The sequence below is a fragment of the Bacillus sp. FSL R5-0443 genome (genome assembly GCF_038608285.1).
Taxonomy (GTDB): Bacteria; Bacillota; Bacilli; order Bacillales; family Bacillaceae; genus Bacillus; species Bacillus velezensis.
This window is the reverse complement of sequence record NZ_CP152013.1, coordinates 1,376,282-1,397,705: the sequence shown is the minus strand read 5'-3', so window position 1 is coordinate 1,397,705 and position 21,424 is coordinate 1,376,282. Positions and strand designations below refer to the sequence as shown.

Sequence of the window (21,424 nt, the reverse complement as noted above, 5' to 3'; positions counted from 1 at the left end):
TCCTCCTCTATAGACGTGTGACTTTAACTTCAGGAAGAAGCTGCTGTACAAACTCTTCAGTTCCGAGTTCTTCAGAAAATGCCGTCGCGCTTCCGGAAGCAACTCCTAAACGGAACGCATCTTCCAAAGGCAGCTGTTTTGAAATTCCCGCAAGGAATCCCGCGACGACGGAATCACCCGCGCCTACCGAATTGACAAGCTTTCCTTTAGGAACATTGGCGAGGAAAACCGCCTCTTTCGTAAATAAAAGCGCACCGTCGCCAGCCATCGAAACAATCGCATGTTCAGCGCCTTGTTCAATCAATTTTTTACCGTAAGGAACGGCAGCTTCGGCTGAATCAATGACCGTATTGAACATTTCCCCAAGCTCATGATGATTCGGCTTCATCAAAAACGGTTTCATTTCTGTCGCTTTCATCAGCGCTTCACCGGAGATGTCCACCACTACCCGGGCATTCTGCTTTCTGCATGCCTCAGCAATTTTTTCATACGTGTTATGCGGCAGGGAAGAAGGAATGCTTCCCGCTAAAACGACGATGTCTCCCTCTTCCAGAGCGGAGAACTGTTCTAAAAAGGCATTGAACACTTCGTCTGAAATCGTCGGGCCCTGTCCGTTAATTTCCGTTTCATCGCCCGTTTTCAGTTTTACATTTATACGCGTGTCTTCATCCACCTCAGAAAAAGCCGTTTCCAGACCTTCCTGCTGCAAAAATGACGTGATATAATTTCCGGTAAATCCGCCGACAAACCCCAATGCTTTTGACGGCACATGGTGTCTTTTCAGTAATCTCGAAACGTTGATGCCTTTTCCGCCGGGGTACTTCGTGTCATAGCTGGAACGGTTTAAACCGCCTACGGCAAAATCTTCAACGTGAACGATATAGTCAACAGACGGATTGAGGGTTACAGTGTAAATCATGGTTTCACTACCTTTACGACAGTTTTTTCTTGGTAATTATCGAATGCAAGTTCTTCAGCTTCAGTGGTAATGATAGCGGCATCGCCCAAGGCGGCGAACGCTGCGAAAGAAATCTCGCCGAATTTAGAAGGATCGGCTAAAACATACGCATTTTTCGCCTGTCTCACAGCCTTTGTCTTCAGAAGAGCCTCATCCGGATCGGGTGTTGTAAAGCCGGCTTCAATGTGCACGCCGTTCACCCCGAGGAAGCTTTTGTCAAAACGGTACTGGCTGACCGCCGTTAATGAGGCGCCGCCGATCATCGCACCTGTTCTATGCTTCACATATCCTCCGAGAAGATAAAAGGGGATCCCTTTCCTTATTAAAGCGTCGATATGCATAACTCCGTTTGTGACAACCACAATGTCCTTAGATGGATCTATAAAATCAATCATGTGCAATGTAGTTGTTCCCGCATCAAGATAAATACAGTCACCTTCTTCTAATAAAGATGCCGCTTCTTCTGCGATCTTCAGTTTATCCTGAAGGTTTTTGGAGGATTTTTCAAGCATATCGGGTTCTTGCCTGCTGTTGGAAAGTTTAGACGCCCCGCCGTGAACGCGCTTTAAAAATCCGCGCTCTTCAAGTGTTGATAAATCTCTTCTGATCGTTGATTCAGAAGCATTTGTCATGCTTATCAGCTCTTGAATCTTCACCACATCACGCTTTTCAATCTGATCCATAATCAGCTGATACCTTTCAGGAGTGAGCATATTCCGCCTCCTTTGGAAACGTATTCATTTCGGCTGCAAGATAATTGTAAACGCTTTTTTTACTTCTAGCAACTAAAATCACTCAAATTCATTCAATAACTATCAAAATCTTTCACATTTGTTCATATTAACGTATGTACATAGGGTTTGTAAACTGTAAATTCGACAAAAAGGGGGACAATTGTATGACATTTTCTTTTTATCATAAATGAAAAAAGTCTATTATATTCATTCAATCATTAAAACACAAAAAACCCCATGCAGACTGCATGGGGTACGGGTTATTCATACCGTAACGCTTCAATCGGATCTAAGCGAGATGCTTTGTTGGCGGGCAGCATGCCGAAAATGACACCGATCAGCATACTGAACAGCACACCGATACAAACCACCTGCCAGGAAACGAGCGACGGCCAGCCTGCGATAAGGGAAACGAGTGATGCTCCCCCGTAGCCGAGACAGATTCCGATTAAGCCGCCGATTAATGTAAGCACAACAGATTCAATTAAGAATTGTGTCAGAATCTGTCCTCTCGTGGCACCGAGCGATTTGCGGATGCCGATTTCTCTTGTCCGTTCCGTCACTGATACGAGCATAATATTCATGACCCCGATCCCGCCGACAACGAGAGAAATACCGGCGATCGAACCGATGATCGTCGTCATGACGGTCGTGACCTGACCGATGCCCGCCGCGATTTCTTCCATATTCATGACTTGATAGGCCTCTTTTGTACCGTGATTGTCATTTAAGAGACGGGCCGCTTCTTTTCCTGTTGATTTGATTTGATCAGCGGACTCCGTCTGAACGGAAACGTTGCTGTAGTCGTTAGTACCGAAAGACGTTTTCAGCATGTTGAACGGCACATACATTTCACTGAGTCCTAACGATAAAAAGCCGCTCTCTTCTTTCAGTACGCCGATTACTTCTACGGGCTGTCCGCCGGCCCAGACGATTTTTCCGAGCGGAGACGTTTTCCCGAACAGCTTTTCAGCCATTTTTTTCGAGATGATTCCTGCTCTTTTCCCGGAAAGAAAATCATTGTCCGTAAATGTCCGTCCATCTTGAACGTCCAGCTTTTTTACGTCCATGTAGCCGCTGTTAATGCCGTTCAGCGTAATATCCGTGTCTTCTTCATGGTAACGGGCCGTCATGGATTTTACCGCGGAAGCGACAACCTGCTTTACGCCGTCCACTCCTTTTAATCCATTAATATCTTCTTCTGTAAAACTCGCTTCCTGTAAGGCGTTCGGATTGGCTGTTAATTCTTCATCACTGGGCATGTAAAACAATTCAATCGTATTGCCCGGCCCGCTGATGGATTGCTTCAGCATTTGCTCTCCGCCCTGGCCGACAGCCACAACAACGATTACTGAACCGACGCCGATAATGATTCCGAGCATTGTCAGAATCGATCTCAGCTTGTGAGCTCTTACGGAACTGAGGGCCATCCGGAGATTTTCTGACAGGCTCATTCCCCCACTCTCCTCTGCTCAGCATCGCGGGAAACGATCATGCCGTCACGGACGAAAATCACTCTGTTTGTACAGTCCGCCACTTCAGGCTCATGAGTCACAAGCACCACGGTCACGCCCTCTGCATTAAGCTCTGTGAACTGCTCCATAATGGAAATGCTTGTTTTCGTATCCAGCGCGCCGGTCGGTTCATCAGCTAAAATGAGCTTCGGTTCGTTCACAATGGCTCTTGCAATCGCGACACGCTGCTTCTGGCCGCCGGACAGCTCATTCGGCATGTGACGCATCCGATCCGCCAAACCGACTTTTTCCAGCGCATGCTCAGCCCGTTCCTCACGCTCTTTTTTGCCGATACCGGCGTAGATCATGGGGAGTTCGACATTTTTTCTTGCATTCAATCGCGGCAGCAGCTGAAATTGCTGAAAGACAAATCCGATTGATTTGTTCCGGACCGCCGCAAGCTCTTTTTCGGTGCATGAAGAAACATCTTCGCCCGCAAGCCTGTAACTGCCGGACGTCGGTCTGTCCAGACAGCCGATGATATTCATGATCGTAGATTTTCCCGATCCCGACGGTCCCATAATTGACACATATTCTCCTTCTTCAATCGTCAAGTCGATTGAACGGAGAACATCAAACGTCTCCTTGCCGATCTGATAGCTTTTTTTCACCTTTGAAAGCTGAATCATCTATGCTTTCACATCCGTTCCGTCAGTCAAACCGTCAGCCGGATTCAGAATGACTTTATCATCCTTTGAAAGCCCCTCTTTTATCTCCGTAAGCTGATTTGCGGTATCGCCGACTTTAACTTTCACGCGTTTGGCCTTCCCGTCTTTTACCGTAAAGACCCAGTGCTCATCTCCGTCTTTTTTGACCGCGGAGGACGGCAGCGTATCGGCTTTCCGTTTGTCGGTTTCAATGTTCATAATTAATTTAAACCCCGGCTTGCCCTCCGGAAGGTTTCCGATCAGCTTAACCTGAAACGGATACTGCACAGCCTGTTCCGTGCTTTCCCCCGAAGCAGCGCTTGACTTTTGATCAGGAACGAGGCCGACAGCCGCCACTCTCCCTTTCCACGTTTTACCGGGGATGGCGTCTGAGGTAATCGTAACGCTTTGTCCCTTTTTCACTTTCAGCGTGTCGTATTCGGACAAATTGCCGGCAACGATCAGGTGTTCCGGGTCTCCTATATGTATAACCGGTTCTTGAATATCCGATTTTTTAGAAGCCGCTTCTTGATTTACCGAGATTACCGTCCCGTCCATCTCACTCTTAACATTGAGATTCGCCACCTGATTTTCAAGAGACTGCTTTTGCAAATCAGATTGCTTTAATTCGATTTCCGCCGTTTTTTGCTGAAGCTGCAGATCAGTCCGTTCGGATTCAATTTGTTTTTTGGCTTCCGCTTCTCCCACTTGTTTTGCCAGATCTTGTTCCTTGCTGTTTAATGCTCTGAGTTTTTCTTCAACTTGTTCGATTTGCATCCGTTTTGATTGTTCTGTCAACTCGTTTTGTTCTTTATCAAGATTGAGCTGCTCATTTGTATACGTGACTAACGACGATCCTTTTTTTACTTTGTCGCCTTCTTTTACTTTCACTTTATCAAGAGTTCCTTTATCCGCTTCATAAAAAACATACTGTTCTTTAGAGAATTTAAGTGTTCCCGGAACCATAACCGTAGAGGAGATTTCTCTATTTTCAATGGTTCCGGTTTCGATTTTTTTCCCGGCGCTGCCGCCCGCGGGAGCGGCAGACTTATAAATATTGATACCGATGAATACTGCAACAATTACGGCGATGCCGATTCCGATCCAAATTTTTTTCATGTTATACACCTGCTGTCACTGAACTTAACAGTCCTCCGACTGCTGAAACTAAAAGCATAATAACAAACAGGACAATCGCGGAAGTCCAGGCCGCTTTTTTCGAAATGCCGCCTGTATAGCGAAGTCCCAAAGCGAGCAGAATATAGCTCCAGATGCTGAAAATGTCGAACGCGCTTAAAAAGACCGCGACGCCGTCTCCGGCCGGTATGACACTCGCCAAAGATGTTACGGCATACAATGAGCCCGCACCGGTAAAATAAGTAACAAGACCGTTAATAACTAAGCCGATATTGGTAATAAATGCCGTAAACAGGCTGAGTGAGAGCATTTTTTTGTAAGTTGTCACGCCGCCTGAAATTTTGACGCACAGCCAGTAAATGAGCGGAACGATAAACAGAGCGATAATGCCCCCGAAGATTCCTCCGAACATCGTGCCGAATTTAGCGAAGGTTTTGGTCATTTCAATCTGATCATCCGTCAAACCGTCAAGAGATGGGCTGTTCAGCACTTCTTCATAATTCATCCCCAGTCCGCGCAAAATACTGCCGGCCGCGATGAGAATGATGACAATCAGGAGAGGAATGCCGATGACCGGCTTTTCTTTTAATCTTTTAAACTGCACAACAGGACTTGTAATGACGCCGAAAATTGACGGCTTTTCCGTTACTGCCGTATTGCCTTTTTCCAGGTTTGGTTCCATATTGCTGATGCCTCCTATGTATTATTCTGTTTATACGTACGCTTTAGGCTGAGAGAAGTTTCAATTTTTTTGCCGTTTGCGTATTTATGCTAAATTGTAACACAAATTCTCAGCTTTACGTTCCATAATTATGTAAAAAAAAGCATTGTCAGACCGGTATGACGGGAGGCTCAAAGCCTTGTGAAGGCACTGTCTTCAGCCTATTCATGCAGTCAAAACCAGCTCAATCGCAAATCCCTTTAAATCCCATTTAGATATTCTCTGGAATTCAGCGCCTATATACAAAAAAGCCGGATGGCAATGATGCACATCCGGCTCTTTTTTCACCCTCCGCTTACAGGAGGGATAAAGGCAATGGTATCACCTTCTGTTACGATGCTGTTGTCTTTTACATATGTTTCATTGATTGCGATCATGGCATTGTCAATCGTCTGAAGGCCGTACCGTTCCTTTAGCAGCGTTTTTACAGCAGACGCCGCCGTCTCTTTTTCGTCAAGTTCAATGACCGGTGTTCCCGCCTGCTCCGCAAGCCCGGCAAACAATAATACTTTAATCATCGCGATTCCCCTTTATCCAAATCCGGTTTTCCGTTCGGATAGGGCGTTGTTTCCAGCTGATCGCCTATCCATTCTTCTCCGTCTTCCCAGATTTCTTTTTTCCATATCGGCACAATCTGTTTTATCCGTTCAATTGCATATTCATTCGCCTCATATGCCGCCTTTCTGTGCGGAGAAGACACGGCGATTACGACCGCGGCTTCTCCGATATCAAGGACGCCGACACGGTGAGTGATTGCAGCTTCGGCTCCTTCCCATTTCGCGCTGATTTCACTGCCGATTTGAGAAAGCATTTGAACAGCCATCGGTTCATACGCTTCATATTCGAGACGCACCGTCCGCCGTCCTGCAGTCCACTCTCTGACCGTGCCGATAAACGTTGTGATGGCGCCGGCTTCACGCTTTTCAACTTTTTTTACGATATTTTCCGCAATGATAGGTTCCCTTGTAATTTGAAAACGTTCCATTTATGCAGATTCCCCTTTCAGCTGCGAAAGCACAAACATCATGGCAGCCGGATCGTCCGCATGGAATACGGGCATGCCTGCATCTGCCGGCATATGCTCCGTATTTCTGCTGACAACCGCGATCACGCGCTCCAAATGCTTCAGCTTTTGCCAATCTTCGCTGTCTTTGATCATAATGATTTTCGGATGCGGCGCATGTTTAAATCCCTCTATGAGAAGACCGTCAATTCCCAGACGTTCATACAGACTGATTAAACCCGCCAGATCCCATTTTTTTCGCGCCGTAAGCTGCAGGACGCCGTCCCCTTCTACTGCCGTAACCGCGGCCCCGGCTTTTGAAAAACGCTCCGAGTCTTTTCCGTCAGAAAAAGGTTCCGGCTCTCCGCCATGTCCGTGATGTTTTAAACATCCAATATCGCACTCTTTCGGCGCCGCTTTCAGCACACGTTCAATAAACGTTGTTTTACCGCTGTTTTGAAAACCTACGATCTGGACGATCGGGAAAGAATTGACCACGGCCATTCACTTCCATTCTCATCACGGATGAGGAGCGCGTGAACCGTCCGGCCCGCTTCATATCCCCTCGTTCCTCCCGGCAGAAGGATAAACGCGTTTGCTTCGGCTAGAGATGTGACTGAGCTTGATTTGTCGAGGCCGACCGGTGACGCCATCATCTTTCCGTCCTTATGATAAACAAACGCCCTCACAAATCTCGTAAACGGATTCGGCTTCGGAAAGTCGTTTATTAACACGGCTTCCGCCCATCCGGAATGAGGTTTTTCATTCAGAAGCCACGTCTGAATCATCGGTTTGACAAACAGGGTGAATCCGACATAACATGCGGACGGATTGCCTGAAAGGCCGAACAGCAGCATGTCATCGGCCCGGGCGACAGTTGTCACGCTCCCCGGGCGCATTGCCACTTTGTTAAAAAGAACTTCCGCTCCGAGCTTATTATAAATGTCTGGAAGAAAATCAAAATCGCCGACTGACACGCCGCCGGTCGTGATCAGAAAATCAGCTTTTTTCATAGCTTCCTTCACCGCATCATAGCTGTCATCAAAATCATCGGAAATTTTCCCTAAGTTCAGCGGCACCGCGCCCGCTTCAATGACCTGGGCATACACCATCGCAGCGTTGCTGTTGCGGATTTTCCCCGGCTCAAGCGGATCGCTGACATGAAGAAGCTCGGTCCCCGTTGCGATAATGCCGACAACCGGCTTTCTGACCACGGGAACGGAAGCATAGCCGAAGGTTGCTAAAAGAGCGGTTACGCCCGGCGTGATTTTCGTCCCTTTTTTTAATAGCGGGCTGCCCTTTTTCGCATCTTCTCCTTGATATGAAATATTATCGCCCGCATGGAAAGGGCGTTTCACTGACATGTAATTCGTCCCGTTTTCAGAAAACGTTCTTGTCAGCTCAAGCATCACTACGGCATCCGCGCCTTTTGGAATCTGCGCCCCCGTCATAATGCGGACCGCTTCATAAGGCCCGAGTTCTTTTTCTGACACGGCGCCGGCCCCGATATGGTCAATGACTTCAAAGGTGACGGCATTGTCACGGGAAGCCGTTTTTGAATCGCTCGCCCTGATGGCAAACCCGTCATACGGGGAACGGTTAAAGGCCGGCACATCATGATCCGCCTTAACATCCTCCGCCAAATAGCGGTGGAGACTGTCCTCAAGCGCCACCCATTCGGTATCCCCCTGTTTTTTATACCGGCTCACCCGGCGGACTGCTTCGTCCACCTGAATCGGCGTTCTTTTTTCAAGCATAGCAATATCTCCCCTTCCTACAGGCCGATCACCCTGGCCAGAACTGAATTTGCTTCTTTTATATCGTTTGTACCGTGAATCAAAGCCCGTCCGTCCTGAAAAATAACGATTCTGAAGCGCTCATACGCCATGTGCAGCAGAAATTCATTTGCTTCCACTTTACCGATCTGCTTCAGACGTTTGACAAGTTCTTCTTTATCCAGCCTCTTTAAGGCTTCCGATCTGATTTGAACGGTGTCTCTTCCGCACAGCACGCTTGCTTTCGGCCTGTTTTCAGGCTGCAGATACGGATATACGGGCTCCGCGCCGCAGGAAGGGCAATGATCCCGTTTGATCTGATCCACATTTATGCTCATATTGGTGTTATTCCACACGTCAAACGTGAAAAAGCGCCGATTTACCGCCGCATGATTTCCTGTCAGCAATTTCAGCGCCTCAGCCTGCTGATAAGCGGAGACGATATGAACCGCCGGAGGTATGATACCTGCTGTATCACATGTCGCTCCGCCCACGGGCATTTGCTCAAACAGGCAGGATAAACACGGCGTAACCCCCGGAATAATCGTCATGCACATTCCCTGACTGCTGACACAGGCACCGTAAATCCAAGGTGTTTTCGTTTTCAGCGCCAGATCATTGATGACCATTCTCGTTTCAAAATTATCTGTCGCATCCACGATGCAATCCGCTTGTTCGATCAGCGGTTCGAGCGTTTCCGCCGTACCTTCCGCCGCGTAAGCATCGATATGTATATCACTGTTTACCGCCAAAAGACGCGCCTTAGCCGCCATTGCTTTCGGCAGGCGCTGTCTCGCGTCTTCTTCTGTATACAGCTGCTGTCTTTGTAAATTGCTCCATTCCACATAATCCCGGTCAATAATCGCCATACGGCCCGCTCCGGCTCTTGCCAGGCCCTCTGCCGCGGCTGTTCCGAGGGCTCCGGCTCCGACAATCAGGACACTGCTGTCAGCCAGCGCCTGCTGCCCTTTTTCCCCTATCGGCTTAAATCTTGTCTGCCGCGAATAGCGCTCTTCCATCTGTGTTGTCCCCTTGCATTTTTATTTCCATCATACCATGTTTCTTCCCGATCAGTCTTGATTTGAAGACTCGACATGCGCCAAAAGTCTGGTGTAATCGTCCTGTGTGTTGATATTAGCGAACTCCTCCGGCCCGGCGCCGATGTCTTCAGCCTGCACATAACAGACAGACAGCCGTTTCAGCGTGTCTGTCATTTTCAGTTTGTTTTGTGTCAGCTGATCAAAAAGCACATCCTGCACCCGTTTATGGTAAACCGCCAAGAGGGGCTGCTCTCTGTTTTCACAAACCGGTATGACAGCGTCCAGGTTTCCGGTCAGCTTCATTTCAAGCGCAGCCATCGTTTTTCTTGTCACGAGCGGCGTGTCACAGGATATGACCGTATATATTTCGCCTTCCGTTTGTTTCATTGCCGTATAGATGCCGGCAAGCGGGCCCATTCCCCGAAACCGCGGCTCATCGGCCAAAACATGCCGCTCCCTGTTTGATAAGAACTTTTTTATATGCTCAGGGCGGCTGATAATTACCGTTTCTCCGCCGCCGAAGGCTTTTTTCGCCTGTTCATAAAACATGCCGCCCTTCCACTTTGCAAAAGCTTTCGGTTCTCCGAATCTTCGGGAAGCTCCCCCTGCTAATATTACATTCACCCGTTTCATGTCATCTCTCTCCCATTCTATATAAAAGCATAGCAAACGCCTCAGCCGAAATACAATATTACGGTGCTTGTCTGTTTAATTAAGAGGAATAGCCGTTGATCCTTTCCCATATTGTAGTGTTAACATCATGAGGGAGATGGTTCTTATGAAAATATCCGGTCCGTTTTTCCACGACACTTCTCAAGAGAACCTTTACTTGAAATCCGAACTTTCCAGATGCAGAAAATTAATTTCAGAATTTGAAGCAAGCTACTTCCATCAGAAAAATAATAAGCTTCAGGAGGAAAACGCCAATATTAAAGAGCGGCTTCACAAGCTTTCTGACGAATTGGAAGCCATGGCTCAAAAACACAAACAGACAAGTGACACGGAACGTTCTTTGCATGAAATCAGAGCCGGGCTGCTCGATAAAATCGTCATTTTGCAAGAACTACTTCAGCAGGAAACGTTTCGGCGGAAAAATGAGATGGAAGAAAAGCACCGTCTGCATCTTACAAATGTAAAATTTGAAGAAGAAAATAAAAACTTACATACCCGCATCCGCTCACTTGAGACCGCCATTCAAACTGAACGGACTTCTCACGAAGATATGAAACAGCGTTATCATGCCGCTGCAGACGAAAATACCCGGCTTCAAACACAAATGATAGAAAAAGAATACCAGCTCAAACATATTAAAATAGAAATTAATCATATGAGAGATCGAATACTAGAAACAAAAGAACGGCTTGTAGAAATAGAAAAAACGAAAGAAAAGTTATTTCAAGAAACCATTCTTTCGTATAAACGGCAGCTGGACGAAAGTGATGCTTGGATTGCCGGCCATTTTGCTGATATTGACAGCCGCACGGCGGAACCGGCGGAACAAGCTCTGGAAATCCCTTCTGTTTCCAAAGAGACTGTTCAGGCAGAAGACTTGCTTAAAGCCGTTACCGAACAAGTCATCTCCCTGCAAAAACAATTTGTACAATCAGAGTCACGCGATCAGTCGTTTGATGAAAAACTGGATGCGTTGAAAGAACGTGCTGACGGCGAAAAGCCTTTCCAAAAATATGTCGTCAAGCTTGAAAAAAAGCCTGGAAAAGAGGCGTCACTTCCGCAGAATAAGCGGGAAAACGCAAAAAAACTGCTTGAGTAACGCAAGCAGTTTTTACTGTTTTATTATTCAGCAGCCGTATCATTTGCCGTTTCTGCTGTTTCCTGAGAAATTTCTCCCTCAAGAATATATTGGCCGCGGTATGGTTTTTTCACTTCCGGATACATTTTAATTAAGCTTTGCATAAATGTTGTCATATTAGGAATTTCAAGGCCGCTTTCCTTTTCAATTTCCTTTTGCAGTTCGGAACTTTTGATCGCTGCATTGTGGCGTTTCAATGTTTTAATCGCTGCTTCGCGCAGTTTTGCCGCTTTTGATCCCGGTCTCGCCGTCCCTCTTCTTCTTCTTGTAGAACCGTCTGGAATGCCGGCGGGAAGAGACGTAATAGACTGCATCTGCGGCTGGGAGGATTGAGGCTGTGCCTGCGGCTTTTGATAGCTTCTCATTTCCTGTGCTGCAAGCTCTGCAAGCACAGGGAGAGAGTCACTTTTTTTCTCCGGACGAAACTCTTTTTTTGTATCGGACAGGCTGCCTGTATTGTCTAATTCTCTCAGTTTTGCATATATTTTATCACGTTCTATTTGATATTCACGAATGACTTTTACCTCTGCTTCGTTCAATTGTTCTAAACGTAAGCGTAGCGCTTCTCTTTCATTAAACATGTGTAAAACCCCCTGTCAAAAATTTAAACGCTTTTATTAAGATATTAGATTACAAAAGTAATTTTATCAACTATTATTTTATCATTTTACTATTTTATTTACTCTATGAAAAATTGCTTATTTTCTGAAAATGGTACTTTATATACAAAAATCCCTTGTCATATAGGGGATTCTGGACAAAGTTCCAATTTATTCAACCATTTCAAAATATAACTTGAAATTACTTGTTTAATGAAAATTAGCGTGATATCTACAATTTTCGACTATAATATGTAAAAGATAATGATATCGATAAAACAAGCGGTACAGCGTGTTTACGGCTGTTTCTCTTATTTTTAAAGCCGCTCATGTCATATTGGAATTTTTTATCCAATAGGCACAAAAAAACCCTGTTACCTAAACGGCAAAGGGTTTGCAGAACCGAGACAATAGTCCGACGGAGATTGTCCCGATTACTCAGAAGCCCGCTCCGTTTCTGAAAGTACTCGGCTGACGCGTTTTTCAAGCATTTTCATCCCGCTTCCTCCCGCTTGAAAATGGCGGAGCTGTCCGGTTTTATCGAAAAGGTAATAAGCCGGCACATATTCATTTTCAAATGCTTCAGTCAGCGTATGATCGCTGTCGACGTAAATCGGCTGAGAGATATCGTGTTCAGCCGCTGTTTCCTTGATTTTCTCAAGGTCAAGATCGTCTTCGGAACGGGGCATGTGAACGGCCATCACATTCAGCTGATCTTTATATTTATCACGAAATTCGTTCATCTCAGGCATCGCTTCTTTACACATGCGGCAGCTGGCGGACCAGAAGTGAATCAGTGCCGGCTTTCCGCCGACCAGCTGTTCCTTCGTGACTTCTCTGTTAATCCATGCTTTAGCGCCTGTCAATTCAGGCATTTGCTGACGTAATTTCATCTTATTTCCCTCCTTATGAAAAAGGTTTTTTGCCGGGGCTTTCAGTTTCGCCGGGCAACGTTCTCCTGTTTTCCCTCCAAAGGATATGATTTGGCTGAATCACCATGTTAAAATGAGTGTGGCGATTCCTTAGTTCATATCTTCACAAAAATGATGATATTGAAACCGGGCAATATGAACAAATCATAAATGAAATAACTGGTTTCTATTAAAAGGTTTATTTTTTTTAAAAACGGGTATATCACTTTTAGCTTTTTCCGCAAAAGACTTGAAAGGAAGACATCACTATGATTGATTTAAAACACTTTGACTGGGCCGGGCTTCTCACATCTGCCGGGATTTTCATCATAAAGCTGGCTCTCATTATTTTAGCGTACTTTATTTTCCGGGCGGCAGGAAAAAAGCTGATCAAGCATCTGTTTCAGAAATTCGAGCAACAAAACAACCTCTCCACAGGCCGCGCTTATACTTTGCGAAGCCTCGCGCTTAATGTATATGGATACATCCTGATTTTCGTTTTTATCGTAATGATTTTGGATTTATTTCACTACAATCCGAGCGCTCTCATTGCCGGCGCCGGCGTGGTCGGTCTCGCAGTCGGCTTCGGGGCTCAGGGGCTTGTCAGTGACATCGTCACCGGATTTTTTATCCTTTTGGAAAAACAGATCGACGTCGGCGATTATATTACGGTTGCCGGCTACAGCGGCATTGTCGAGCAGGTCGGTCTCCGTACGACACAAATCCGGAGCTTTGACGGCACGCTTCACTATCTTCCCAACCGGGGCATTACGAATGTGAGCAACCATTCCCGCGGAACGATGCAGGCGCTTGTCGATATTAAAGTGCCGCTTGAAAAAAATCTTGATGAAACCATTCAAATCCTGCAAACCGCGTGTGACAAAGCAGCCGCTGAGTTCCCGCAGATTAAGGAAGGGCCGGACGTCATCGGGGTTCAGGATTTAAGCACGTCAGAAATGGTAATCAGAATCATTGCCAAAACAGAAAATATGGAGCAATGGCGGGTTGAACGCGTACTGCGGAGAGAAATAAAAATCGCGCTCGACCGTTTTAAAAACGCCGCTTCCGCCGAATAGAAAAACCGAAGCGTAAGCTTCGGTTTTTTCTTTTTAATGAAATTTTTTTTCCACTTCGCTGCAGATTTCGTCGGCGGTCATTCCGGAAGCCGTAATGACGGGAGCCTGAGTTGACGTATCGGCAATTCCTTGGACATTGCTGTCAAGTCCGGTTACAACACAGCAGTCACAATTCTTCGCATCCTCAGGAGTCTTCATCATCACTACGTCATATCCTTTTTGTTTTAACGCCTGTTCTACATCCGATAAAGATTGTTCAATTCCAATTTTTTTCGTCATATTGAACACCTCCGTTATGTAGAATGCTCAATTTTTGTTAGATTATTCTTCTTTTCGGATTTAATTGGCATACTTCGAAAAATATCCGACCATGACATTTACCGCGGTTTCCATCGCATCTTCATCCGGGTTCAGCTTGGCGTGATGAAGCCCGTGGGATGAATCGGCCCCCAGCCAGAACATAAAGCCGGGATATTTTTTCAGCATATATCCGAAATCTTCTCCGGTCATCGCTTCTTTCGCCGTTCTCACGTCAGCAAGCTGATGATCGCTGACAAATTGCATAAATTCTTCGGTCAGGCCGCTTGTATTATAAACTTGATGATAAACGGACGGATACGTGACTTTTCCTTTGCATCGGAAGCCGATTTCAATTCCTTTGACAAGCTCTTCAATCCGCTTTTTCACCATACGCATTGATTCCTCGGAAAGCGTCCGGATGGTTCCCTCCAGATGAGCATGCTCTGCGATGATATTTTGCGCCGTGCCCCCGGTAATCGTTCCGACAGTGATCACAGCGCTGTCAAGCGGATCCGTATTTCTGGATATGACCGTCTGCAGCTGCGTGACAAGCGTGCTCGCGGCGACGACCATGTCGTCTGCTGTATGCGGATATGCCGCATGCCCGCCTTTCCCCTCGAGATCGATGACGAGTTCGCTCGTATTGGCAAACAGCAAGCCGCTTTTGGTGGAGATTGTGCCTACAGGAAGCTCAGGTGCTATATGGAGAGCGGTAATCAAATCCGGCGTCCATTTTTTCAGCACATCGCTTTCAAGCATCGGTTCCGCTCCGCCCGGTCCTTCTTCAGCCGGCTGGAATAAAAAGAGCAGATCATGTTTGACGGGATGATGGACAAAATGATCAATAATGCCGAGCGCGATGGTCATGTGCATATCGTGGCCGCATGCGTGCATAAAACCGGGGTGTTCAGATGCAAACGGAAGCCCCGTCTGCTCTTCAATCGACAGAGCGTCTATATCCGCTCTGTAGGCGAGCATTTTTTCCGGAGCCGTGCCGTTGACTTTGACAAAGGTGCCGGTTCTCCAAGTTTCAATTTCAATTCTTTCCTCCGGATATTGGTTCAATAGATTCAGCAGGTACTGTTGGGTTTTATATTCCTGAAACCCGATCTCCGGAATGCGGTGCAGATCTCTTCGGATGGCAATGAGCCGCTCTTTTTCCATATGTATTCCTCCTTGAGATAAGAATAAGGCGTGGATTTTATCATCCACGCCCATTCTATCAAACCATTCCTTACAGCTGGCGTAATTCCTGTTTGATTTCTGTTTTGCCTTTTGTTTTTTCATCGATATCTTTGATTTTTTTCGCAGGTGTTCCCGCTACAACGGTATATGGCTCGACGTCATTTACAACGATGGCTCCAGCAGCGACAACCGCACCTTTACCGATTGTTACGCCTTCAAGCACAACCGCATTTGCGCCGATCACAACGTCGTCTTCCACGACAACAGGCTTAGCGCTAGGCGGCTCAATAACGCCCGCTAATACAGAACCCGCTCCGATGTGGCAGTTTTTGCCGACAGTCGCGCGTCCGCCGAGAACAACGTTCATATCAATCATCGTACCTTCGCCGATGACTGAACCGATATTAATAGATGCCCCCATCATGATAACGGCATTGTCGCCGATTTCGACTTGGTCGCGGATAATAGCGCCGGGCTCGATTCTCGCTTTAACATCTTTTAAATCAAGCATCGGGATCGCAGAGTTGCGGCGGTCATTTTCAATGACGTAATCCTCAATTTTGTCTTTGTTTTCTTCGATTACGCTTTTAATTTCAGCCCACTCGCCAAAAACGACGCCGGATTGGCCGTTCAGGAATGTTTTAGCGGAATCGCCAAAGCTGATTCCTTCAAGATCGCCTTTTACATACACTTTTACAGGCGTTGATTTTGTACTATTTTGAATAAATGAAATAATTTCATTTGCATCCATCATTTTCATATGTATTGTCCTCCTCTGATTTTCTACCTCATTACTGTAACAAAGGAAGGATACAAAGACAAGAAAAAAAGGAACAAGCCTTTATTCTGCCGGCTGGCTGCACAGCGCGGCAAACTGTCTTCCGAATTCCCGGAGCTCTTCTTCCTCACTGCCCTCAGGGTTGTTTTCAATTTTGACCGACGGCAGCACCACCCGCCCGCCGCGGGCCGTGATTACTTTTTCCAATTCGTCAACCGCCCCGCAAAAAAACTCATAGGACGTATCTCCGGAACCGAACAAAGCAAATGTTTTTCCCGTAAACTCCAGGTTTTCCATATCTTCAGCAATATCGAGCATTTCATCAGGAAGATCCCCGTCTCCCCACGTATATGTGCCTAATAAAATATACTCGTAATCATTAAAAAGTTCGGCATGAATATCCATCGCTTCATATCTGTCTACGGATGCTTGTGCTTCGATCAGCCCTTTTTCAATTAAATCCGCCATCGCCTCGGTGTTTCCTGACATTGTGGCGTAAACAAGCAATACATTCCCCATCTTCGTCTCTCCTTTATGCATAAAAACTAATGTGCGAGCCGAACCGCCTCATACGGTCTGACAAACTTACTTTCGTAAAGGCCCGCGCAAAAAAAGTTTTCTTCCCGGTTGGCCACCCGCCATCCGTGACCGCGGATCGTATCAAACCACTTTAATTCACCGGCGGCGAGATCAGCTTGATAAATACGCGAAAATCCGTTTTCGTCCTGTGTCGATGTGACATAAATAATCCCGTTATCCTCAGAAACGTCGAGAAATGATTTTTCCCGTACGGCGGGTCCTGCTGTAATGGCAAACTCCTCTTGCGTCCGCACGTTTCGGACGGCAACCTCCCCCCGTTCTCCCTTTGCCGCGCCCTTTGCTGCAATGAGCCAGTCATTCTGATACATCATCATTGAAGCCGTCATGCGCTGCCTTTCGCGGCTTATACGCCGGATGCGTTCTTCCGTCAGATCATACGCCCAAATGCCGCCATGATTCATATGAATCCGGGTGCCGATATAAATCGTCTGACCGTGTAAACAAAGCGAACGGATGACAGGCGGCTCCTTTAATTGTGAAAAGGGCTTAGCCACATGCCAAGTGACGCCGAAATCATCAGATAAGTAGAGGCAGTATGTGCCGTGCGCACAGACAAACCCGTCATTCCGCCCGGCAACGGCCCATACGGAGGCGCTGGTCGGAAACCGGGAGGCCGTCCAGGTCTTTCCCTGATCGGCTGATCTGAGGACGGCGCCTTTTTCTCCAGCCGCGAATATGTAGGGCCCTATGTAAGTCAGCACATGAATTCTGCTTTTCACTCGGAACAGTCTTTTCCAGCCTTCTTCCGCCGAAAAATGAAAAATACCTTCGCCTTTCACAGCCACAAAAAATCCCGAAGATACTGATGCCATCACAGCCGTCGCGCCTTTATGAAACATGGCACCGGTCTCCGTGGTGAGCGGCCCATGCAAGAAAACCGCGGACAAATTCTTTGCAGCATTCCTGATCCTCAGCCGTCTCGGGCGCCAGCTCAATTTTCAGCGTTTCCGGATATAAATTGGCTCCGGCCTGTTCAAACGCATCGCAAAACAGCGTGACCGCTTCGCAAAACTTCGGGTAGGCGTGATCGCCTGAACCGAAACAGGCCGTTTTCAGTCCGTTGAGCTGGCTGTGCAGAATATCTTCGTAAAAATCTTCCGCTTCGTAAGGAAGATCACCGTCCCCCCATGTGTACGTGCCGACAAAAACATAATCATATGCTTCGAGAGAATCCGCATCTGCTTCGTCCATGTCAAGACAGTCAACTGCTATCTGATGCCCGCTCAGTGTTTCTTTTATAATGCCGGCAATATCCTCTGTATTCCCCGACATGCTTGCGTATATCATTAATGCTTTCTGCATATGACCACCTCGTAATTGATAATGATTTTCATTAACATATATAACACTTTAAATGATAATGATTTTCATTGTCAATAAAAAATAAAAAAAAGACAGCATGATTGCTGTCTTTCTAAAATGGGCGTTCCTGCTTCAGCATATCTTTAATGACAGAAACAAAAGCCTGCACCTGTTTTAATTCAAATGCCGGCTCATAACCGAGCAGCCATGTGTCACGGCCGATCGGATGGTCCTTTGTATCAAGCAGAGGCATTTTATTTACTTTATCTTCCTCTTCTAAGGTGACTGACGGCAGAATGGCATAACCGATCCCGTGCAGCGCCATCTGCTTGCACGTTTCAATCTGATCGACAAGGATGGTCTGTTTCGGCGAGGTTTTGAATTTTTGATGCCACCAATGCTGAATTTCCTGAAAATATGTACTGTCACTTTTGAATTGGATGAACGGCCGGTCGGTATGGGCAATATCATCAATACAGGAAATTTCCGTATCAACCAAATATAAATGATCGGTCATTAAATAATCTTTCCGGCCTTTCCATTCCGGATTTCCCCGGATAATGCCGATATGTACCTGATCTTCATACAGACTTTTCAGCATTTCGCTGCTCCACCCTGTAATGAGAGAGACCTTTGCATTCGGATATCGTTCCACATATGTTTTTAACACTTTCGGAAGCCAGTGCTGCCCGATAATCGAGGCGACGGCAAGCTTTAATGTGCCGTGAATCTCACCCTCAAGTTCATCAATGTTTTCTCTGATTCTTTCTTGCCGATCCGTGACGTCATTTGCAAATTGTATGATTTTTTCTCCTGCCGGCGTTACCGTAAGTCCTTTTTGAGATCTAAGAAAGATCTTTGTTCCCCAGGCTTTTTCAATGGTCTGCAATCGCTGGGACAGAGCCGGCTGTGACACGAATAATCGTTCGGCAGCCTTCCTCATGTTTAATTCCTCAGCTAAAACTACGAGCATATGAAGCTCTTGAAGCTGCATGTCGTCCTCCTTTTCAATGCCTTTTCGTATTTCTTATCTACCATTCTAATAAAATAAAGGCTGCCGAGGCAAGCGCCACTCATATGTATGCGTTTTCTTTTTCCGGCATGCAAAAGAACAAATAGGCTGATCGTGCGAGCCTACTTATTCAATGATCTGATATGGCTGCTCAACTGCTTTAATACGACTCTTCTCGTGAAAATGCCTTCAAAGACGCCTTCATCATTTTCAACGCAGACAAAGCCGTTGTTAATGACCATGCTGAACCCTTTGATAATCGGATCATTGATGTGGAGACGGGGAATGTCTTTCAGCATGACTTCCTCAACCGTAATTTGATCCAGCTTCTCAAACTCGATCCGTTCAAGTCCGAAAATGCTGTTCATAATCATATTTGTCCCGATCAAACCGTGCAGACGGTACGAAGCGTCAAGGACGGGAATGGCGGTATAGCCGGTTTTCGTCAGCACTAATAGAGCATGCTCAAGGTTGTTTCCGACTTGAACGTGCGCCACTTTATCCGCCTCGATCATAAATTGTCCGACTGTTGCATCAAGAAGCTGATCTGATTGTAAGCTAATCATGTCACTTCGACCCCTTTACATTTTTCATCAAAGCATGTATTCCCTATATTGCAATAATATAAACATTATCATTTTTTGTCGAAAAGTTTCCGTCAATAAAAAAGATACTCTTTGCAATCGAGTATCAATTTATAGGCCGCTGATTAATTTTCATTCCGAAAACGGTCATAGAGCGTTACGAGTTTTTTATAAGTGGTTCCATCGACGCTTTTTGACCCTGCTTCTATATCGTTGATTTCGCTGGTCAAAAGCTCAATGGCATATTCTTGATTGATCAGGATATTCAGCAGAAGTTTCTGTTCTTCTTCCGTAAATCGTTCACCGATAAGACTCATACGTAATCAGGCCCCCTATTTTTAACTGAATACCTCCGAAAGCAACGTGAAATTTGCTTTCAGCTCTACCGCTAGAATAAGTAAACAGAAAAAAATCGTCAACCGCATAATTCGACATTTTGCGGATTCTGTATGAAATATTATTTTGTGTAACGATTGGCATAACTGAATGCTGTGCAGGAATCGGGCTTGATTTTCGCTTCAATGCCCATCGAGGTAATGCGGCCGGTCATTTCTTGTATCAATTCTTTTGTCAGCCCTTTTTGACCGATATCCAGATGCACTTCAAATGAAAGATCCGCCCCTTCATCCGCAAAAGGCAAGAGCAAATCTGTCAGTTCCATAAGACGGCCGTCGAGGATATGCGCAGCCATCTCCTGGCTGAACGCGGTTTCCAGCGAAATTTTTTCGCGAAGGCTATGTATCGGTCTTGCAAGATCGTGATTTTTCAAACAGCCCCAAGCTCCCTTGCCTGTACGGTGCAAGTGTATAGCCGTAATAAACTTTGTGAAGTCGCGGTAAACTTGTGAATCAGTCCCTACAGACAGCACGTATGCTGAACGGGGGTCTTTATTGACAAAGCGTTTCAGCCGCTCCGTCACGTCTTGAAAGGTCATCTGTGCCTCAGAAAGATTATAAAACAGAAAAGAATCAGCCATGTACGGACACTCCTCTTTCCAGAGTCTACAACCAAACGAACAAGCACGTTCCTTTGCATAATTTAATAAAGCTCCGCTTGCGGAAGACCGGAAGCTTGGTCAGCCTGAAAAATCAAATCAAATTACTGAAGGAGCTCAAAAATTTCAATAGAAATCATGTCAATGTTATCAAACGGATATGTGTTAGGTTTTTCACCTTTTTGGAAAACCGTCAGTTCAAACGTTTGATTTTTTTCGAAATATTTAACACTGCAAATTTTTTCGCCGTTAACTTCAAAATAACGCTGCATCGGCTCGTTAGCCGCTTCCGCTGTTTCTTGCAGACTTTGCAGCCGCGTGATGATACCCATTAATTGTGACATTCTAAAAAAAGACTCCTTTCAAAAAACAACTTCAAATCAACAAGTATTTATTATAATACAAGTTCTACAGAGCATCATACCATAAAGTAGACCGGGATGGCATTTTCCCGCTGGATTTTCAAAAAGAAATAAACGGGAAAAACCGTGTTTTCGAATAGTTTGAAGCTTTTTTCGGAATGTCATACACCTTTCAAAAATAATTTTTCGCTTTTTGAGCCGCCTTATCAGATGTATGTAAGGAGAAGCCCTTTTATGAGGAGACAGCATAAAAAAACTTGGCGGGGGTAGCGCCAAGTTTTTTCGGATCTTGATCTGATAGAGGGGTTGGGGAACAGAGAGTAACTTCTCTCTATAACTAAATGATAATGATTATCAGTATCATTGTCAATCGTTTTTTAAA

The 21,424-nt window shown here is 45.9% G+C and carries 27 protein-coding genes; 2 read left to right on the top strand and 25 right to left on the bottom strand.

The window, feature by feature from the left end; genetic code table 11:
* Nucleotides 1-7: 7 nt before the first annotated feature.
* The 12 genes from pfkB to NYE28_RS07240 all read right to left on the bottom strand — a co-directional run bounded on the left by pfkB (nucleotide 8) and on the right by NYE28_RS07240 (nucleotide 10,162).
* Nucleotides 8-919 carry a 1-phosphofructokinase gene (gene pfkB, locus NYE28_RS07295; protein ID WP_003154572.1) on the bottom strand — a complete coding sequence of 304 codons (912 nt, stop codon included), beginning with the start codon at nucleotides 917-919 and terminating at the stop codon, nucleotides 8-10.
* A complete protein-coding gene (locus NYE28_RS07290; RefSeq protein WP_007409639.1) occupies nucleotides 916-1,671 on the bottom strand; it encodes a DeoR/GlpR family DNA-binding transcription regulator in 756 nt (251 codons plus the stop codon). Before NYE28_RS07290 ends, pfkB begins: the two co-directional genes overlap by 4 nt.
* 281 nt (nucleotides 1,672-1,952) lie before the next feature.
* Nucleotides 1,953-3,146, bottom strand: a complete 1,194-nt coding sequence (locus tag NYE28_RS07285; RefSeq protein ID WP_007409638.1) for an ABC transporter permease — start codon at nucleotides 3,144-3,146, stop codon at nucleotides 1,953-1,955.
* Complete coding sequence (locus NYE28_RS07280; RefSeq protein WP_007409637.1) at nucleotides 3,143-3,835, bottom strand: ABC transporter ATP-binding protein; 693 nt, start codon at nucleotides 3,833-3,835, stop codon at nucleotides 3,143-3,145. The genes NYE28_RS07285 and NYE28_RS07280 overlap by 4 nt, the downstream gene beginning before the upstream one ends.
* The gene (locus tag NYE28_RS07275; RefSeq protein ID WP_060561748.1) at nucleotides 3,836-4,972 is read right to left on the bottom strand and encodes an efflux RND transporter periplasmic adaptor subunit; all 1,137 of its coding nucleotides are present in this window, start codon (nucleotides 4,970-4,972) and stop codon (nucleotides 3,836-3,838) included.
* Between the two features lies 1 nt (nucleotide 4,973).
* The gene (locus NYE28_RS07270; protein ID WP_043021215.1) at nucleotides 4,974-5,672 is read right to left on the bottom strand and encodes a Yip1 family protein; all 699 of its coding nucleotides are present in this window, start codon (nucleotides 5,670-5,672) and stop codon (nucleotides 4,974-4,976) included.
* A 323-nt stretch (nucleotides 5,673-5,995) separates the two neighbouring features.
* Nucleotides 5,996-6,229 (bottom strand): molybdopterin converting factor subunit 1, encoded by a 234-nt coding sequence (gene moaD / locus NYE28_RS07265; RefSeq protein WP_007409633.1) that lies wholly within the window; start codon nucleotides 6,227-6,229, stop codon nucleotides 5,996-5,998.
* Complete coding sequence (locus NYE28_RS07260; RefSeq protein WP_003154579.1) at nucleotides 6,226-6,696, bottom strand: molybdenum cofactor biosynthesis protein MoaE; 471 nt, start codon at nucleotides 6,694-6,696, stop codon at nucleotides 6,226-6,228. The genes moaD and NYE28_RS07260 overlap by 4 nt, the downstream gene beginning before the upstream one ends.
* On the bottom strand, nucleotides 6,697-7,218 hold the full coding sequence (mobB, locus tag NYE28_RS07255) for a molybdopterin-guanine dinucleotide biosynthesis protein B (RefSeq protein WP_337681102.1): 522 nt from the start codon (nucleotides 7,216-7,218) through the stop codon (nucleotides 6,697-6,699).
* On the bottom strand, nucleotides 7,179-8,471 hold the full coding sequence (gene glp / locus NYE28_RS07250; protein WP_192452972.1) for a gephyrin-like molybdotransferase Glp: 1,293 nt from the start codon (nucleotides 8,469-8,471) through the stop codon (nucleotides 7,179-7,181). Before glp ends, mobB begins: the two co-directional genes overlap by 40 nt.
* 17 nt (nucleotides 8,472-8,488) lie before the next feature.
* Nucleotides 8,489-9,508, bottom strand: a complete 1,020-nt coding sequence (locus NYE28_RS07245; protein ID WP_007611113.1) for a molybdopterin-synthase adenylyltransferase MoeB — start codon at nucleotides 9,506-9,508, stop codon at nucleotides 8,489-8,491.
* Between the two features lie 51 nt (nucleotides 9,509-9,559).
* The gene (locus NYE28_RS07240) at nucleotides 9,560-10,162 is read right to left on the bottom strand and encodes a molybdenum cofactor guanylyltransferase (RefSeq protein WP_130571042.1); all 603 of its coding nucleotides are present in this window, start codon (nucleotides 10,160-10,162) and stop codon (nucleotides 9,560-9,562) included.
* A 145-nt stretch (nucleotides 10,163-10,307) separates the two neighbouring features.
* Between NYE28_RS07240 and NYE28_RS07235 the strand changes: the two genes are divergently transcribed.
* Nucleotides 10,308-11,300 (top strand): hypothetical protein, encoded by a 993-nt coding sequence (locus tag NYE28_RS07235; RefSeq protein ID WP_043021218.1) that lies wholly within the window; start codon nucleotides 10,308-10,310, stop codon nucleotides 11,298-11,300.
* 23 nt (nucleotides 11,301-11,323) lie between these two features.
* Here NYE28_RS07235 and rok read toward each other — a convergent pair whose 3' ends face one another.
* Together rok and NYE28_RS07225 are read right to left on the bottom strand one after the other, a co-directional pair.
* Nucleotides 11,324-11,920 carry a transcriptional regulator Rok gene (gene rok, locus NYE28_RS07230; protein ID WP_012117447.1) on the bottom strand — a complete coding sequence of 199 codons (597 nt, stop codon included), beginning with the start codon at nucleotides 11,918-11,920 and terminating at the stop codon, nucleotides 11,324-11,326.
* Between the two features lie 452 nt (nucleotides 11,921-12,372).
* A complete protein-coding gene (locus NYE28_RS07225; RefSeq protein ID WP_038463805.1) occupies nucleotides 12,373-12,831 on the bottom strand; it encodes a TlpA disulfide reductase family protein in 459 nt (152 codons plus the stop codon).
* A gap of 287 nt (nucleotides 12,832-13,118) precedes the next feature.
* Here NYE28_RS07225 and NYE28_RS07220 point away from each other — a divergent pair, with 287 nt between their 5' ends.
* Nucleotides 13,119-13,925 carry a mechanosensitive ion channel family protein gene (locus tag NYE28_RS07220; RefSeq protein ID WP_160223022.1) on the top strand — a complete coding sequence of 269 codons (807 nt, stop codon included), beginning with the start codon at nucleotides 13,119-13,121 and terminating at the stop codon, nucleotides 13,923-13,925.
* A gap of 33 nt (nucleotides 13,926-13,958) precedes the next feature.
* On the opposite strand, the gene NYE28_RS07215 is transcribed toward NYE28_RS07220, so the two are convergent.
* The 11 genes from NYE28_RS07215 to NYE28_RS07165 form a co-directional block, all read right to left on the bottom strand.
* Nucleotides 13,959-14,204: a YkuS family protein gene (locus tag NYE28_RS07215; RefSeq protein ID WP_003154596.1), complete on the bottom strand. Its 246-nt coding sequence runs from the start codon at nucleotides 14,202-14,204 to the stop codon at nucleotides 13,959-13,961.
* A 60-nt stretch (nucleotides 14,205-14,264) separates the two neighbouring features.
* Nucleotides 14,265-15,389, bottom strand: coding sequence for an N-acetyldiaminopimelate deacetylase (locus NYE28_RS07210; protein WP_038463797.1), 1,125 nt, complete (start codon nucleotides 15,387-15,389; stop codon nucleotides 14,265-14,267).
* Nucleotides 15,390-15,459: 70 nt separating this feature from the next.
* Nucleotides 15,460-16,170: a 2,3,4,5-tetrahydropyridine-2,6-dicarboxylate N-acetyltransferase gene (gene dapD / locus NYE28_RS07205; protein ID WP_012117443.1), complete on the bottom strand. Its 711-nt coding sequence runs from the start codon at nucleotides 16,168-16,170 to the stop codon at nucleotides 15,460-15,462.
* 81 nt (nucleotides 16,171-16,251) lie between these two features.
* Nucleotides 16,252-16,707, bottom strand: a complete 456-nt coding sequence (locus NYE28_RS07200) for a flavodoxin (RefSeq protein ID WP_007409622.1) — start codon at nucleotides 16,705-16,707, stop codon at nucleotides 16,252-16,254.
* A gap of 26 nt (nucleotides 16,708-16,733) precedes the next feature.
* Nucleotides 16,734-17,627, bottom strand: a complete 894-nt coding sequence (locus NYE28_RS07195) for a sialidase family protein (RefSeq protein WP_209783430.1) — start codon at nucleotides 17,625-17,627, stop codon at nucleotides 16,734-16,736.
* Entirely contained in the window at nucleotides 17,617-18,090 is a 474-nt protein-coding gene (locus tag NYE28_RS07190) for a flavodoxin (protein WP_012117440.1), read from the bottom strand. Before NYE28_RS07190 ends, NYE28_RS07195 begins: the two co-directional genes overlap by 11 nt.
* Nucleotides 18,091-18,202: 112 nt before the next feature.
* Nucleotides 18,203-19,084 (bottom strand): transcriptional regulator CcpC, encoded by an 882-nt coding sequence (gene ccpC / locus NYE28_RS07185; protein ID WP_007611101.1) that lies wholly within the window; start codon nucleotides 19,082-19,084, stop codon nucleotides 18,203-18,205.
* A gap of 140 nt (nucleotides 19,085-19,224) precedes the next feature.
* Entirely contained in the window at nucleotides 19,225-19,668 is a 444-nt protein-coding gene (cbpB, locus tag NYE28_RS07180; protein WP_003154608.1) for a cyclic-di-AMP-binding protein CbpB, read from the bottom strand.
* A 143-nt stretch (nucleotides 19,669-19,811) separates the two neighbouring features.
* Entirely contained in the window at nucleotides 19,812-20,003 is a 192-nt protein-coding gene (gene abbA, locus NYE28_RS07175; RefSeq protein WP_007409618.1) for an antirepressor AbbA, read from the bottom strand.
* A 140-nt stretch (nucleotides 20,004-20,143) separates the two neighbouring features.
* Nucleotides 20,144-20,662, bottom strand: coding sequence for a ribonuclease H-like YkuK family protein (locus NYE28_RS07170; protein WP_020955744.1), 519 nt, complete (start codon nucleotides 20,660-20,662; stop codon nucleotides 20,144-20,146).
* Between the two features lie 122 nt (nucleotides 20,663-20,784).
* Nucleotides 20,785-21,024 carry a DUF1797 family protein gene (locus NYE28_RS07165; RefSeq protein WP_003154613.1) on the bottom strand — a complete coding sequence of 80 codons (240 nt, stop codon included), beginning with the start codon at nucleotides 21,022-21,024 and terminating at the stop codon, nucleotides 20,785-20,787.
* Between the last annotated feature and the right edge of the window lie 400 nt (nucleotides 21,025-21,424).